At 38.0% G+C, this 16,344-nt stretch carries 13 protein-coding genes; 7 read left to right on the top strand and 6 right to left on the bottom strand.

Annotation, left to right across the window (positions count from 1 at the left end):
* Window positions 1–8: 8 nt before the first annotated feature.
* The 5 genes from IX38_RS04915 (at window position 9) to IX38_RS04895 (ending at window position 5,967) form a co-directional block, all read left to right on the top strand.
* Window positions 9–572, top strand: coding sequence for a thioredoxin family protein (locus IX38_RS04915; protein ID WP_034702333.1), 564 nt, complete (start codon window positions 9–11; stop codon window positions 570–572).
* A gap of 48 nt (window positions 573–620) precedes the next feature.
* Window positions 621–1,160: a TlpA family protein disulfide reductase gene (locus tag IX38_RS04910; RefSeq protein ID WP_034702331.1), complete on the top strand. Its 540-nt coding sequence runs from the start codon at window positions 621–623 to the stop codon at window positions 1,158–1,160.
* A gap of 84 nt (window positions 1,161–1,244) precedes the next feature.
* Window positions 1,245–1,586, top strand: coding sequence for a YkvA family protein (locus IX38_RS04905; protein WP_034702330.1), 342 nt, complete (start codon window positions 1,245–1,247; stop codon window positions 1,584–1,586).
* A 124-nt stretch (window positions 1,587–1,710) separates the two neighbouring features.
* Window positions 1,711–3,090, top strand: coding sequence for an orotidine-5'-phosphate decarboxylase (pyrF, locus tag IX38_RS04900; RefSeq protein WP_034702329.1), 1,380 nt, complete (start codon window positions 1,711–1,713; stop codon window positions 3,088–3,090).
* Between the two features lie 54 nt (window positions 3,091–3,144).
* Window positions 3,145–5,967, top strand: coding sequence for an aminopeptidase (locus IX38_RS04895; protein WP_228377911.1), 2,823 nt, complete (start codon window positions 3,145–3,147; stop codon window positions 5,965–5,967).
* A 285-nt stretch (window positions 5,968–6,252) separates the two neighbouring features.
* Here IX38_RS04895 and IX38_RS04890 read toward each other — a convergent pair whose 3' ends face one another.
* Window positions 6,253–7,026: a T9SS type A sorting domain-containing protein gene (locus IX38_RS04890; protein ID WP_034702327.1), complete on the bottom strand. Its 774-nt coding sequence runs from the start codon at window positions 7,024–7,026 to the stop codon at window positions 6,253–6,255.
* A 186-nt stretch (window positions 7,027–7,212) separates the two neighbouring features.
* Here IX38_RS04890 and IX38_RS04885 point away from each other — a divergent pair, with 186 nt between their 5' ends.
* Together IX38_RS04885 and dusB are read left to right on the top strand one after the other, a co-directional pair.
* Window positions 7,213–10,404 carry a hypothetical protein gene (locus tag IX38_RS04885; protein WP_034702550.1) on the top strand — a complete coding sequence of 1,064 codons (3,192 nt, stop codon included), beginning with the start codon at window positions 7,213–7,215 and terminating at the stop codon, window positions 10,402–10,404.
* A gap of 368 nt (window positions 10,405–10,772) precedes the next feature.
* Window positions 10,773–11,768, top strand: a complete 996-nt coding sequence (gene dusB, locus IX38_RS04880; protein WP_034702326.1) for a tRNA dihydrouridine synthase DusB — start codon at window positions 10,773–10,775, stop codon at window positions 11,766–11,768.
* 39 nt (window positions 11,769–11,807) lie between these two features.
* On the opposite strand, the gene deoC is transcribed toward dusB, so the two are convergent.
* The 5 genes from deoC to IX38_RS04855 all read right to left on the bottom strand — a co-directional run bounded on the left by deoC (window position 11,808) and on the right by IX38_RS04855 (window position 16,290).
* Window positions 11,808–12,551: a deoxyribose-phosphate aldolase gene (deoC, locus tag IX38_RS04875; RefSeq protein ID WP_394331176.1), complete on the bottom strand. Its 744-nt coding sequence runs from the start codon at window positions 12,549–12,551 to the stop codon at window positions 11,808–11,810.
* Window positions 12,552–12,556: 5 nt separating this feature from the next.
* The gene (locus IX38_RS04870) at window positions 12,557–13,027 is read right to left on the bottom strand and encodes an Lrp/AsnC ligand binding domain-containing protein (protein WP_034702324.1); all 471 of its coding nucleotides are present in this window, start codon (window positions 13,025–13,027) and stop codon (window positions 12,557–12,559) included.
* A gap of 15 nt (window positions 13,028–13,042) precedes the next feature.
* Entirely contained in the window at window positions 13,043–13,978 is a 936-nt protein-coding gene (locus IX38_RS04865) for an endonuclease/exonuclease/phosphatase family protein (RefSeq protein ID WP_228377914.1), read from the bottom strand.
* Between the two features lie 381 nt (window positions 13,979–14,359).
* On the bottom strand, window positions 14,360–15,031 hold the full coding sequence (trmD, locus tag IX38_RS04860; protein ID WP_034702320.1) for a tRNA (guanosine(37)-N1)-methyltransferase TrmD: 672 nt from the start codon (window positions 15,029–15,031) through the stop codon (window positions 14,360–14,362).
* Window positions 15,028–16,290, bottom strand: a complete 1,263-nt coding sequence (locus tag IX38_RS04855; RefSeq protein ID WP_034702318.1) for an NAD(P)/FAD-dependent oxidoreductase — start codon at window positions 16,288–16,290, stop codon at window positions 15,028–15,030. Before IX38_RS04855 ends, trmD begins: the two co-directional genes overlap by 4 nt.
* Window positions 16,291–16,344: the final 54 nt, after the last annotated feature.

Below are 16,344 nucleotides of genomic sequence, written 5' to 3'. Positions count from 1 at the left end.
TTTTAGTAATGAAAAATTACTGGGATCAGGGAATTTCTTTTGAAGAATACATCCGCATCGGAAAAGAAAGATTAGAAAATCCTTCCAACCAACAGGAAACCGACTATAAACAATATTACGAACTTGGGCTTCAGAGAATGGACAGAACACTGAAAAAGTATGTTCCGGATGAAGAACAGTTAAAAGAATTAGCCGCTAAGAATTTTGACGGAAAGATACTGATCATTTCGGAAGCCTGGTGCGGCGATGCCAGTGCAACGGTTCCGGCACTTATTACCTTTTTCAAAGGCCACAACGATGTGAGGCTTTTTCTCAGGGACAGTGATAAAAGCCTGATTAACCAATACCTGACCAACGGTACGGAATCTATCCCTAAAGTAATTATTCTTGATAAGGATTTCAACGTTAAGAACTCATGGGGACCCCGCCCGAAATACGGACACGAGCTGTTAATGAAGCACAAAGCAGATCCCGAGGCCTATCCAAAAGATAATTTCTATAATGACCTTCAGCTGTATTATGCAAAAAACAGAGGCAAAGATGCAGTTCAGGAGATTCTGGAACTATTATAATCAGACATTGAATTCCATACGGCAAAAAAATAACAGTAAAATCAACGCATGAAAAAGAATATCATTTATCTCGTCCTCATCATCATTATCGGTGTTGTAGCTTTTGTTCCCGGAATAAAAGAATACCTCAGAGACCAGTTCTTCCCCATTGCTACGATTGAAAATGCCGTACATGTAAACGAAGAAGATTATGATATTGAGCTTAAAGGAATCAATGTACCAAGCACCAATCTGAAAGCTTTCAGGAACAAGCCTGTTTTTCTTAATTTCTGGGGAACATGGTGCCCGCCATGCAGAAAAGAATGGCCAACCATCCAGAAGTTATATGATTCCAGAAAAGGAAATGTAGATTTTATACTTATTGCCATGAATGATAAGGAAGATGATGTAAAAAAGTTTTTAAAGGAAAATAATTACACCGTTCCCGTATATATTGCACAAAGTCCTATTTCTGAAAAAATTCTTCCCAAAGTATTCCCTACCACTTTTCTTATTGATCAGCACGGAAGAATCATCATAAAAGAGGATGCCTATAGGGATTGGAACACAGAAACTGTACATCAGTTCATTGACAATATCATCAAGTAATTTTTTTAACTAAATTTTATAATTTATTGGTATAGAATTTGTGAAATCTATTACGTTGAAAAATTTATTAAAACTAAACACAGAATGAAATATTCAAAATTAAATCTTGCCAAAGAAGCCATCGCCCACAAAGGCTTTGTAAAAAAAATCCCCGATATCTTCAGAATGGTTAAATTATGGAGAAAAGGAGAATATCCGATAAGATCCATCGATATTATTCTTCCGCTTCTGGGAATTTTATATGTTATCTCCCCTATTGACTTACTTCCGGAATTTGCAGTGCCTGTATTGGGCGTCATGGATGACCTTGCAGTATTATCGCTAACGATTCCAAAGCTTATCAAAGAAGTGGATAAATTCTTAATGTGGGAAGCTGAACAAAGGCTGAAAGGCACTAAAGTGATCGATGCAGAAATTGTAAAATAAAATAATTACAGAAATATATTTAAGCCATCCTGAAATGTTCAGGATGGTTTTTTATTGACAATTGACTGATAAATTTTTAAGCCTTGTTTCAAATCATTAAATTTGCAGCATCTAATAAAAAAGAATGGAAAGTAAAAAAGAATTTTTCTTAGAGTGCTATAAGCTGGGCATCATCAAATTCGGAAGGTTTACCTTAAAAAGCGGTATCGAAAGTCCGTTCTATGTAGACCTGAGACCTTTGGCTTCAGACCCTAAAATCTTAAAGAATCTGGCTAATTATTTATTGGAAATGCTTCCACTGGATAATTTTGATTTAATCTGCGGAGTACCTTATGCAGCCCTTCCGATGGCCACTGCCATGTCTCTGGAAAGCTATATTCCATTAATTATTAAAAGAAAAGAGGCTAAAAACTACGGAACGAAAAAGCTGATTGAAGGAATTTACCAGAAAGGGCAGAACTGTCTTTTGGTAGAAGATGTCATCACTTCGGGAAAATCTCTTATCGAAACTATTGCCGAGGTAGAGCAGGAAGACCTTAAAGTAGCGGACATCGTTGTGGTTCTTGACAGAGAGCAGGGCGGAAAACAGCTGCTGGAAAGCAAAGGCTACAGAGTTCATACCCTTTTCAATATTTCAGAGGTTTGCACTATTCTCCAGGAAAACGGAGAACTGTCTGATGAAGAAGTAAAAAGAATCCAGGATTTCCTTCACGGAAACCATATTCAGTTTGAAGAAAAGACGAGAAGTTCTTACGAACAGAAATTAGAGCATGCACAACATTCGGTTTCCAAAAAATTACTGGAAACAGCTTTGTCGAAAAAATCAAACCTGATTGCATCTGCAGACGTTACTACGACTCAGGAACTGCTTTCCCTTGCTGAAAAAGTAGGCCCTCACATTATTGCATTAAAAACTCACATTGATATTATTTCGGATTTTGAATACGAAAAAACAATCGTCCCTTTAAAGGCTTTGGCTGAAAAACACCGGTTTTTACTAATGGAGGACCGAAAATTTGCAGATATCGGTAATACACAGGAACTGCAGTTTACCAGCGGTGTATTTAAAATTACAGACTGGGCAGATTTTGTAACGTCACAGGTAATCGGAGGTTTTGAATCTTTAGACTGCTTCAAAAATGTAGGTGTTGTCGCTATTGTAGGAATGTCCTCCAAAGGCGCTCTTACTACGGCCAGCTACCGCGAAGAGGCTCTGAAAGTAGCATTATCACATCCAAACGTGATCGGAGGGGTATCACAGAACCCGATTCCTGAAGAGCTGCTGCTTTTCACTCCGGGCGTTAATCTTGCAGATTCAGGAGACGGAAAAGGACAGCAGTACAATACACCTGAGCATGTTTTCAAAATGCTTCATTCAGATTTCATTATTGTAGGAAGGGGAATTTATAAATCCGACGACCCTGAAAAGGCTGCCGTTACTTATAAAAATGAAGGCTGGAATGCATATGTTAATTCTTTGCAAAAAAATACCACCCAGGGCTAAAACGCTGTTGAATATTTTCAAAATAAGTTTATATTTGGGCTTTATCACAGGATATTGAAAAAGATCACCACTTGCCTTGTTTTGTTTTGGGGAATTGTACAGGTTTCCGGGCAAAAAGACAGTATATATATTGAAGCAAAACTATCTGCCGACAGAAAAACGCTGGAGGTGAATCAGGAAATTGTGTATTACAATCATTCCGACAAAGACCTGCAGTCGGTAAAGCTTCTCAATTGGGTTTCCGCATATAATAAAAAGGGAACATCACTGGTCTACAGAAAACTGGAAGACAGGAACAGTGACCTGCATTTTGCGAAAACCGATCAGCTGGGCAAGCTTACGGATCTGCAAATCAAAAATTCAGCACAGCAGGCTGTTGCCGTGAATTCCACTGCAGATGAGAATCTTTTTCTTCCTTTGACAGAGGCTTTGAAACCCGGTGAAAGCATTAAATTACAGCTTCAGTACAGAATGCTGCTTCCCGACAAGAAATTTACGGGTTACGGTACGTCTGAATCTATAACTGCATTAAAATATTTCTTTATTGTTCCGGATCATTTTGATCCGGACAATATTTCAAAAAGAAACTATCACGACATCGAGGAATCGGTAAGCTTTAATACTTTCTGGACCGTTAATTTTGATCTTCCTCCGAACAGTTTTATCGAAAGTAATCTCCCGCAGGTTCAGATGAATGCCTTTAAAGGCTATCTTGATTCCGATCCTGAATTTCTGATCTCACAGAACGGTCTTCCTTCTATAAAAGTGAATGTGGACGGAACAGATACTGAAATTAAATTCGGGTATAATCTGAAACCGGAAGAAAAGCAGAATCTTGAATTTTACCTGCCTCTTCATTTGAAATTCATTAAAGAAAAAATTGGATTTCTTCCGAAAAACCTTTTTATTTCGGATAAATTCAGAGCCTCGGAGGACTTTTTCGGGAATAATGATATCACTTTCTGGAAATTTAAATTCCAGCTGTTCACCGCTTCTGAAAAAACAGATCTTGATTATTTCGGAATCATTGCAAAAAAAATACTTGAAGAAAGCATCATTGCGGATAAACAGAAAAATCACTGGTTTAAGAACGGTTTAAAATCTTATCTGGAAATCCAGTATCTTCAAAAGTTCTACAAAGACACCAAGCTATTGGGTACCCTGCCGGAAACCCGTATTTTCGGGGTAAAGCCATTAAAGCTGTTCCACGCATCCCAGGTAAAATTGATTGACCGCTACGGGCTGGCTTACCAGTACATCATGTCCCAGAACCTGGACCAGAAGATCAGCGAAAACTTCACTGTTCTGAGCAACTTTAATGACATGGCTATCAGCAGTTTTGAAACGGGAAGCCTGTTTAATTATACCGCAGAAAAAATGGGCTATGATCGTTTCAACGATACAGTGAAAGATTATATTTCCAAAAATACAGACAAGAAGATCGATCCGGAAGAATTTCTGAAAGAACTTGCAGAAAAAGACAGAACTTCAGGGTATCTGCCTGACTTTTTAAAGCAAAAAAACAGGGTTAACTTCAGACTGAAAAATATTAAGAAGCAGGATGATTCCCTGAATATCAGAATCGCCAAAAATACAGATTCTCCCATTCCCGTACGACTCGAAACACAGACAAGCGAAGGTACAGCAAAATCTTATTGGGTGGAAACAGAAGAAAACGAAAGGATAACCAATTTCGCTCTTCCCGCTTCAGAAGACATCCACAAAGTCACTCTTAACTCAGATTATATTTTCCCTGAATCTAAATACCGGGACAATTTTTTATATGCTAAAGGCCTGTTTTCGAATGCAAAAAAGATAAAATTCAAACTTCTTAAGGATATACCCAATCCTGAATACAACGAAATATACGTCAGCCCAAGGGTACGTTTTAATAATACTTATGATAAATTCCTTCTGGGAGTGAATTTAAAAAACCAGTCTTTCTTCGACCAGAAATTCCTGTACTCATTTACTCCCACCTATAGTACCGGAACCGGAAAACTGACTGGATCAGGGGCTATCTCCTACTCTTTTCTTCCCGCCGAAAGTATTTTCAGAAGCATTACTTTGGGAGTATCGGGTTCTTATTTCCATTATGATTACGGGCTGGCTTACAGAAAAGGTTCCCTATTTTCCAATTTCAATTTCAGGAAAAATCCCCGAAGTACGGTAAGCAGAAGTTTAGGATTTTCTTACAATTATCTGGAGAGAGACCTCAGCCCGCAGATGATTGCCAGTAAAGATTATGACAAGTATAATCTCTGGAGTGCAGGGTACGGATACAGCGACAGTCAGATGATCCACGAAAAAAGCCTGAGCCTAAGCACTCAGGGAATGGAAGACTTCAACAAGATAACTGCTGAAGGATTTTACAGGTGGGAATTTGCTCCGAAACAAAAGTTAAGCGTCAGGTTGTTTGCCGGTTATTTTATAAGAAATGAAACCAGGAATAATACGTTCAACTACGGAATTTCAAGAGTATCAAACTATTCTTTCTCTTATAATCTGTTGGGTGAAAGTGCCAACAGCGGCTTTTTATCGCAACAGTTTATTTTAGCTGATGGAGGTTTTAAATCTTTTATCCCGGGATCTGTTAATCAGTGGATCACTTCTTTTAATGTAGATTCAAGCGTATGGAAGATCTTTCATGTGTATGCGGATGCAGGAATTTATAAGAATAAAAACCGTCCTGCGGAATTCATCTGGGACAGCGGTATTAAAGTAAGGCTTATCCCTGATTTCCTTGAAATTTATTTCCCGATACAGTCGTCCTTAGGCTTCGAGCCTTCTTTTAAGGATTATACAAAACGTATAAGATATACTCTGGTACTCAATCTTGGGGCAGTTATCAATGCTGCCAGAAGAGGATGGTATTAAAATAAAAAGCAACTGTAAAAAACAGCTGCTTCTTTAACATGTTATATTGAAAACTAACTTTAATATCTTTTTAAAAGAATTTCATAATCCAAAGGACTAATTGATATCTTGCTATATCTGATATATCAAATACGATACCACAAAAATTAAAACATTCAAAAAAATACACCCAATTCAATGTTTTAATTAAATATTTTAAATAAAACTCTATTATTGAAAGTAATTATACAAAAAAGCTCCGGCCATTTCTGCGAAATGGCCGGAGCGTATGTTATAAAACTAAAATTAGTCTTTTAGGATCTTCTGAGATACCGGCTCATTATTTACAGTTCCGGTAACGATGTAGTTCCCTTTTGCCAGTTCAGCAACGCTTACACTACCATTTTCTTTTACAGAAGCAGACTTAACTACCTGTCCGAACATATTGTAAACTTTTACATCCTTCACATCAGCTCCGAAAGTAATTTCGTCACTTTTCACGAAAGTGTTTTTTACAAAGCTTCCTGCTTTTGCGTTTTTGATATCAGAAACTGCCAGTGACCCTGTAGTTACTTTGATATCATCAATAAAGAATCTATTATTACCAGCAGCAGCAGCTTCAAATTTAAGAACTACATTTCCTGTAGCACCTGTAATATCCACGGTGTAAGTTGAAAAAGCACCTTTTACCAAAGTTACATTAGCCTGGCTTAAAGTAGCTCCGGTAGCAGAAACATTTAAAGTTGTAGTTTCATTTGCTCCATTCCAGGCACCTGCTCTAAAAGTTAAAGTTGCATTTCCGGTTAGTGTAATAGCAGGTGTAGTGACAGATCCTTTCAATGATGAAGTTCCTACCTTTAGACATCCATCTCCTTTGTAGACTTTCAAAAGCGTCCATGCCCCACCAGTAGTATAGGAAGAAGAACCATCAGTAAAAGTTCCATTCGCAACACCTCCACTCCAGCCACCATCATTTCCTCCAGTTCCTGATACATCACTAAATGTAGCATTAAAAACTGTTTGTGCAAAAATACCTGATGCTACCATAACTGTAGCAAAAAATGAATAAAGTTTTTTCATAATTTAAAAAGTTTGATTATTATAATTTACGGTTCAAAATTAGATCATTTTTTTCATTTGGGACAATAATAGCATTAATTTTTTGTTAATAATGATTAACCTATTTCCATTAACATTTTTTAGTTATTTTTACGAACTATTTTGAAACACTTGCGGAATTTTTTTCTTCTGATCGGTTTGTTTTTCATGGGCATATTTTCGGCTCATGCACAGATATTTTCGTGGAAAAATCCCAACATTCCGGAAGACAGTATTAAAAAAGACAGTATCCTGGCTGCACGGTTTGAACAGGATATTTTTGCAAAAGACACACTGGATTTCGTAAAAACCAACAACAAAATAATTGTAGACGAAGCGGTACTGGCCAGAAATGACAAGAAAAGATTTTTAGGAGAACTGAACTCTAAAGGTTCCATCATCCGTGGAATTACTTTCGGTAACAACCAGGGACAATCTGTACAGAGTTCTATGGATCTTCAGATTTCCGGGAGACTTTCCAAGGATGTGACTATTCTGGCAAGTATTTCAGATCACAATCTTCCTATCCAGGCTGACGGTTATACGCAAACCCTGGAAGAGTTTGACAAGATCTATATGCAGCTTAATATTAAGGATAAATCAATCCTCAGAGCGGGACATCTTGATCTTGTAGAATCTAAAAATTATTTTGCAAAATTCCAGAGACGAAGCATGGGACTTGAGTTTCAGACTGAATTCGGAAAGGATAACAAGACTTTTGTAGATATTTCCATGGGTGTTGCCCGAAGTGAATTCCACAGAGTGCGTTTTCAGGGTGTGGAAGGTAACCAGGGACCTTACCGTTTAACCGGGAAGAACGGTGAACAGTTCATAACGCTTATTTCAGGCTCTGAGCAGGTATTTATTGACGGTATCCTGATGAAGCGCGGCGAAAACCAGGATTATGTTATTAATTATAATACCGGGGAGGTAACCTTTACCAGTTTCCGGCCGATTTTCCAGCAGAACTTTATCACGATTTCCTATAACTATACGAACAGGAATTATTCCCGGTATTTATTTACCGGGAAATTAGAGCATCAAAGGGAAAAGTTTAAAGCAGGGCTGAGCTGGTTCATGGAAAATGACAACAAAAATGCTCCTCTTTCTTTAAATCTCTCTAAAGAAGATGAACAGATCCTTGCCAATGCAGGGAATGATCCTAACTTAATGTATGCTCCCTCAGGTGTGGTTACTCCTTATGATGTTAATAAAATCCTTTACCGCCTGAATCCGGCCGGAAATTTCTATGAGTTTTCCACGGACCAGAATGAAAAACTTTATCAGGTTTCTTTTACTTACTTCGGCATCAATCAGGGAGATTATAAAATTACCCAGACTACCAATAACGGGCGTGTTTTTGAGTATGTCGGGAATAATATGGGAGATTATAAAGCGGTAAGAAAACTTCCTTCCCCCCAGAAATCGCAGGTTTATTCTGTAAATTCCGAATATCTTTTAAAAGAAGGGAAAGTTGGAGCCGACTTCTCACTGAGCAATTATGACCTGAATTTATTTTCATCAAAAGATGCGGCTCAGAATATAGGATATGCATGGCGTATTTTCGGAAATAAAAGTTTTACAAAAAGCAACTGGAAAGGAACGCCAAGCTTTGAATATCAATATATTGACAAACAGTTCCATATTTTAGACCGTATCAACGATGTGGAGTTCTCAAGAGACTTTAACCTGGTACAGGAATTCAGCCAGAGAACTCAGAACAGGTTTATATTCAGCTTTTTAAATAAATGGAATAATAAATCTACCCTGAATTACCGCATCAATTATCTGGATGAGCAGGACAGCTACAAAGGGATGAAAAATGATCTTGATTTCAGCTGGATCACAGGAAAGTTCTTTACAAAAGGAAACTTTTCATACCTTAATACAAATGCGACCCTCCAGGATACCAAGTTTATACGCGGTGGAGCTTCTACGGAATTTACAGGTAAAAAAGGAAGCTGGGCTCTTGGGGGAAGCATGGAACATAATGAGAAGAAGTATAATGATACCCAACTCATGGATGTCACCAGTTTCAGCTGGAAAGAGATTTTCGTTCAGAAAAAGGTAGGCGACAGTACACGTACAAAGCTTCTTGCGAAAGTGTACATGAGAGATAATGATTCTGTAAGGAACAACAGGCTGGAAAGCATGAATAATATCCTTGGAATCATGGCCGAAAGCCAGCTTATTAAAACCGAAAGAACCACTTTAAATGCTTTAGTGCATTATAGGAAATTCTTTTACCAGAATGATGAGGCGGATATGACCAGAAATAACGATTTCGTAGTCGGAAACATTCTGTATAATCAGCAGCTATTCAGAAACGGAATGCGTCTGCAGGCATTTTATGAACTCGGAAACGGGCAGGAAGCACAGAGGGAATTCCAATATCTTAAGGTGACAGACGGACAAGGGGTTTATAAATGGACGGATTATAATGGAGACGGTATCCAGCAGCTCGATGAATTCGAAATTGCAGAATATTCTGACCTGGCACAGTACATCAGGATTTACACTAATTCCGTACGGTATATTCCTTCCAATAAAAATAAAATTCAGCTGGCATTATTTGTTAATCCGTCGATTGTATTCAATTCGGAAAATGCATTTTTAAAACGATGGAATTTTAATGTTTCATTAAATTCTCAAAACTCTTTCTACAAAAAAGACAAGGTCCTGGTACTGAATCCTTTTGAAAAAAACAGCGACCAGATCTTGAAAAATCAGAATATTTTGGCTTCTGTACAGTTTAATCCGACTGAAAAATCCGGCTGGAACGGAAATTACAGGTTCATTACGAATGATAACCTCATCAATGCCAATTTCAGTAATGAGGAAAGGGAGCAGACTTCCCATTTTATCAATATCGGGTACTGGTTTAATAAGGAATTCAGGGTCGATTGGGAGAATTCAGTCCATGATCTTAGAAATTCCTCCCAGCTATTTGCCACAAGGGATTACCGTTTGAATAATATTGAAACAAAACCGAAGGCAACCTATAAATTTACGGATGCCATTCAGGCTGAACTTTCTTCTGCTTACCGCCAGAAAAAAAGAATAGATGGCGAAGAATTGCTGAAAGCTTTTGATATCACAGGGACCATTCAGTGGGAGCGCAGAAAAACTTCGATCAGAGGGAACTTCTCTTTCATTAACAACAATTTTACGGGGAACAATTTCAGCATTGTAGGAAACCAGATGCTGGACGGGCTCAAGCCAGGGAAAAACCAGGTATGGAGTGTTTTCATTCAACAGGCGATCAATTCTTTCCTCCAGCTCAACTTAAACTACGAGGGAAGAAATTCCGGAGAAAGAACCATTCATATCGGAAGTATGCAGGTAAAAGCGAGTTTTTAATTGAATGAGCGAGTTTGAGGGTATGAGAATCTGTGGGTGAGGATTAGTTACTGGTTGCAGGTTTTTGTCATCATTTATCAAATTTACCAAGTGTCTCGTCTCCTTATCTTTTGTCTGGAATTTAAACCTTACCATTCACCTCTCACTTGCGAAGCAAAATTCACAATTGACAACCTTACTGACATTTGAAAAAAAGAGCTCAATAGTCTGACGTCTGATATCTAAATCTTTTTTATTGCTTTTATTCACCATTCACTTGCGAAGCAAAATTCGTCATTCACCTCACTCCTTTTCAAATAGATATCCAGCATTTACAGTGATAGATATTATCATATTCTCAAATGTTTATAATTTCGTAAATTTGCCGCATGGTAAAAATAGGCAATATAGAACTGCCGGAATTTCCGCTTTTGCTGGCTCCGATGGAAGATGTAAGTGACCCTCCTTTCAGACGCCTGTGCAAGATGCACGGGGCAGATATGATGTATTCAGAATTCATTTCTTCTGAAGGCTTGATTCGTGATGCGATGAAGAGCCGCAAGAAGCTGGATATTTTCGATTATGAAAGACCGGTGGGTATTCAGATCTTCGGCGGAGATGAAGAGGCAATGGCGATGTCTGCAAGGATTGTAGAAACAGTAAACCCGGATCTGGTTGACATTAATTTCGGATGCCCTGTAAAAAAAGTAGTCTGCAAAGGAGCAGGAGCAGGAGTTCTTAAGGATATTGACCTTATGGTACGCCTTACCAAAGCCGTTGTAAGCTCTACTCACCTCCCGGTAACCGTAAAAACGCGTCTGGGATGGGACAGCACCAGCATCAACATAGATGAAGTGGCGGAGCGTTTGCAGGAAACCGGTATTAAAGCTTTAACGATACATGCCAGAACCCGCGCACAGATGTACAAGGGTGAAGCGGATTGGGAACATATTTCCAGAATAAAACAAAATCCTAATATTGAGATTCCTATTTTCGGAAACGGTGATATTGATTCTCCGGAAAAAGCTCTTGAATACAAGCAGAAATATGCTTGCGACGGGATCATGATCGGCCGTGCAGCCATTGGATATCCGTGGATTTTTAACGAGATTAAACATTTCTTCAAAACCGGAGAACATCTTCCTGAACCTGTTATTGCAGACCGTCTACTAGCTGTCCGCCAGCATGCGGAATGGAGTGCGGAATGGAAAGGCGAAAAACTGGGGCTTATTGAAATGAGACAGCATTACAGCAATTATTTCCGTGGTGTTCCTCATTTTAAAGAGTTCAGAAAAAAATTCCTTGAGGTCTTTACTCTGGAAGAAATGGATGTGTTGATTAAAGAGACGCAGCAGTTCTACGAAGAATATCAGGCACAGGTATAAAATTTAAAAAACCATCAGATCTGATGGTTTTTTTATGTCTTAATATCCTCCTGATGAAGGTTCATTCTTTATTAAACTTAAGGCTGAGGAAGTTCCGATTCTTTTCACTCCCATGCCGATCATTTTTTCAGCATCTTCGGGGGTTCTGACTCCTCCTGCTGCTTTTACGGGAAGTTTCCCTGCATTATCCAGCATGATTTTTATACCTTCAAATGTAGCACCATTCGGTTTACCGTCTTCTGTCTGGTAAAAACCTGTGGAAGATTTTACAAAGATGTTCGGAAGATCGCTTTCAGAGAAATTTTCTGCTGACCAGTTGGAGATATTCTTAGTAATATCCGCAATCTGTGCATCTGTAAGTGCTGCAATTTCAATGATCCATTTAGCTATCTTATGATGTTCAAGAGCAAGCTTTGTACATTTTACAAACTCCTCTTTTACCAGCTCAAGGTCTCCTTTGAGATAGGCAGTGTAATTAATCACAAAATCCAGCTCATCCGCTCCGTCTTCAATGGCTTTTGAGGCTTCGGCCAGTTTTTCGTCAATAGAATAAGTTCCTTCGTGGAAACCTATCACGGTTCCTACCGCCACATTTGAATTTCTTTCCTGAATATACTTTTTGATATCCGCTACATAATCCGGGCGGATCATTACGGCAAAAATACCATTGTCTATGGCCTCCTGCGCAAGTTTTTTATCGATCTGTAATGTTTCTTCGTCTGAAATACCGGACTGTGCGGGTGTTTTCAGATAGGTTGAATCCAAATATCGGGCAATGTTCATAATCTTTATACTTTCAGTTGTCTGTAAATACCTTGTTCCAAAGATATGAAAGTTTCTGTTCTTGTCACCCCCTTTAGCTTCTGAAGTTTGCTCAGAATCTGCATCAGATGGTCGTTGTCTTTACAGAGCACTTTTAAGAAGATGGTATAGTTTCCTGTGGTATAATGGGCTTCTACAACCTCATTCACATCCTTAAGAGATTTTACCACGTCCGGATAATGACTGGGCTGGTCCAAAAACATTCCGATATACGAAATTACTTTGTATCCTATTTTTTTAGGGTTAAGAAATGATATAGAGTTTTCGATAACTCCGGCGTGCTCGAGTTTTTTGATCCTCTGATGTACTGCTGTTGTAGAGATCCCAACATTTTTTGAAATGTGGGCAAGGGAGGTTTTAGCATTGTCCATCAGCATGTAAATGATTTCTTTGTCGATCGAGTCTAAATGATAACTTGTGTTACTTGAATTTTTCATTTTCTACTTAATTATTTATGTTTTTGTTTCATCAAATTTTACAAAAACCGGAAAGTGATCGCTATATCCACCCAGATACCGTGTACCGGCATAGGTTCGGAAGGGGCGTCCTTCAAAATTTCTTACCTGGCTGCTTATTTTTTCAGAGTTAAAAATATGAGCACTCTGAAATTTCAAAATATCGTTATCAAAAAGGGATTTCGACAGGATAATCTGATCATACAGCAGTCCGGATTTATAATGAAAAGTAGAATAATTTCTTGTATAAAACAGTTCTTGAAAAGGATTTACCAATACCTTCTCATGATTGTTGTCGTAGAGAATTTGTACTAAATTTTCATCATCAGGGTTTTCGTTAAAATCACCACACAATATTACATGTTCTTTTTCGCTACCTACAATTTTCAGGATCCGGTTGCGGACCTCATTAAGTATAAAGTCTCTTTTGGGTTTATTAATATCTTTTTCTCGCTTGGAGGGAAGGTGGGCGATAAAAACATTAATAACGGTTTCTTTATATTTAATTTTAGAAAACAGTACGTCTCTGGTTGTGTCGTAATTTTCTGTGTTTTTTCTATTTATAATTTCAAAGAAGAAAGTAATAGTTTCTGAGTCTATTATCTCTATCTTGTCTTTATGATACAGCATGGCTACATCAACCTTTCTTTCATCCATAGAATTGTAATGCACAATTCCGTATTCGGAATTAAAAGGTTCCATTTCTACCAGATCTTCCAAAACCTTCCTTCCGGAAACTTCAGAAAGTCCAATTAAAAACGGAAGGGTTCCATTTTCCTCCTTCATTAACTGAAAAACATGTGAAATTTTAAAAAGCTTATTTCTATATCTTTTTTCATCCCAATTTTTTAAGCCTGATTTTGTAGGATCCAACCTGTGAACAGGAATAGGGTCAGGCAAAAATAAATTTTCGACATTATAAAAAGAGAACATCTCCATCTGCAAAATTGCTATCTTAAAATTATCAATTTCTTTTTCGTTGTAAATTTATTATTTTTTTTCAAACTTCATTACTTTATTTATACTATTTTAATACTAATATTATGCAATGAATAGATAATATTTAATACAAAATATTAATAAAAAATACCTTTGCATATCAAATTATTAATTATTTAAAGTTATTAACAAATAAAATGAAATTAAAATAATATACTCAAACCAAATTATCAGGAATAAAATTATCATCAATATATATTATGATTAATAAATTTAACCCATCCTGATTTTATACAAATTCTTATTCTCTTTTATCTGCAGGATGTAAAAAACGTAGAAAAAAAACAGTTTTTTAACAGTTTTTAGTTATTATTTTTAAAGCAGATCAGGGCGTTTTTCCAGGGTAATCCTTACGGCTTCATCGTGGCGCCATTCCTCGATCCGGGCGAAATTTCCGCTTAACAATATCTTCGGCACCTCTAATCCTTTATAAACCTCGGGTCTTGTGTAAATAGGCGGTGAAAGGAGGTCATCCTGAAAACTGTCAGTAAGAGCACTTTGCTCATCATTCAGAACTCCGGGAATTAATCTTATAATAGAATCTGCAAGAACACATGCTGCCAGCTCTCCCCCGGTAAGCACATAATCGCCTATTGAAATTTCTTTGGTAATATGAAGGTCGCGAACTCTCTGATCAATACCTTTATAATGACCGCAAAGAAAGATGAGGTTATTTTTTATGGAAAGGGAGTTTGCTATTTTCTGGTTTAAGGTGACACCGTCGGGTGTAAGATAAATGACTTCGTCATATTCTCTCTGGGATTTAAGTTCGGAGATGCATTTATCCAGCGGCTCTATCATCATCACCATTCCTGCTCCGCCTCCATACGGCTCATCGTCGATCTGCCTGTGCTTGTTGATGGCCCAGTCTCTCAGGTGATGGAAATGAACTTCCACCAAACCTTTATCCATTGCTCTTCTTAAAATAGAAGTCTGAAACGGACTTTCCATTAATTCGGGAAGTACGCTTATTATATCAATTCTCATTGTAATGTTCCGTTTTTCTTATTAGGTGAAATAATTAATCTTAAAGAAGAATCTTTGTTGAAATAGCTCCACATCCAGTTGAAAAAGACGGCAAGCTTATTTCTTACGCTCAGGATGAGCATCAGGTGAAGGAACATCCAGAAATACCAGGCAAGGAATCCCTGGAACTTCATAAACGGAAGATCTACTACGGCCCTGTGCTTTCCGATGGTTGCTAGTGAGCCCTGGTCTTTGTATTCATACTCTACCCACTCAGCTGCGTTCTTCTTCAGAAAATTTCTACCTAAATTTTTTGCCTGATTGATGGCAACGTTGGCCACCTGCGGGTGCCCCTGCGGATACTTTGGTGTTTCCATATAGGCAATATCCCCTACTGCATAAATATTATTATATCCTTTTATTTTATTAAACCGGTCTACTATATATCTGTTTTTAATCAATTTTTCCGCTGGAAATCCGCCAACTACATTTCCGGTAACACCTGCTGCCCAGATAACGTTATTGGACGGGATATCTTTTCCGCTCTTCATGTATACTTTATTACCGTCATAGTCTGTAACGACTTCACCGCTTAGAAAGGTAACTCCAAGATCTTTAAGGTATTTTTCAGACTGTTCCTGTGCCTCGCTGCTCATTACGGCAAGCGGTTTTTCTGTAGAACTCACCAGGATGATCTTAAGCTGGTTAAAATTCATATATGGATAATCTCTTGGAAGGATTTCTTTTTTCATTTCAGCAAAAGCACCTGCCAGCTCTACTCCGGTAGGTCCGCTTCCGACAATAACGATATTCCAGTTACCGTCATCGCTTCTGCTTTTTTCAAGAATGAGCTTTTCAAAGGTCATCAGGACATGATTTCTGATGCTTATGGCCTCCTGGGTATTCTTCATCCCAAATGCCCTTGATTCCATGTCTTTGTTTCCAAAGAAATTGGTTTTGCATCCTGTAGCGATCACCAGCTTGTCGTAAGTAAACTCGGCTTCATCCGTGATCACTTTATTGTTGATAGGATCAATCTCTTTCACCTCGGTAAGACGGAACTGGGTATTTCTGGATTGTTGAAAAATCTTACGGAAAGGGAAGGAAATATTGGACGGCTCTATCCTCCCGCATGCCACCTGATAAAAGAGCGGCTGAAACATATGGTGGTTCACCCGGTCCAGAACAATTACTTTTTTGTTCCTGTTATTCAATGTTTTTGCAAGCTGCAGCCCCGCAAATCCTCCTCCTATAATGATGATCTTTTCGCGTGTTTCCATAATAGACAAATTTACTGATTTTATTTAGCATTTAGTAGTGAAATAAGTTAGTTT

It is taken from the genome of Chryseobacterium luteum, from assembly GCF_000737785.1.
In the GTDB taxonomy this organism is placed as follows: domain Bacteria; phylum Bacteroidota; class Bacteroidia; order Flavobacteriales; family Weeksellaceae; genus Chryseobacterium; species Chryseobacterium luteum.
This window is presented reverse-complemented; position numbering and strand designations above follow the sequence as displayed.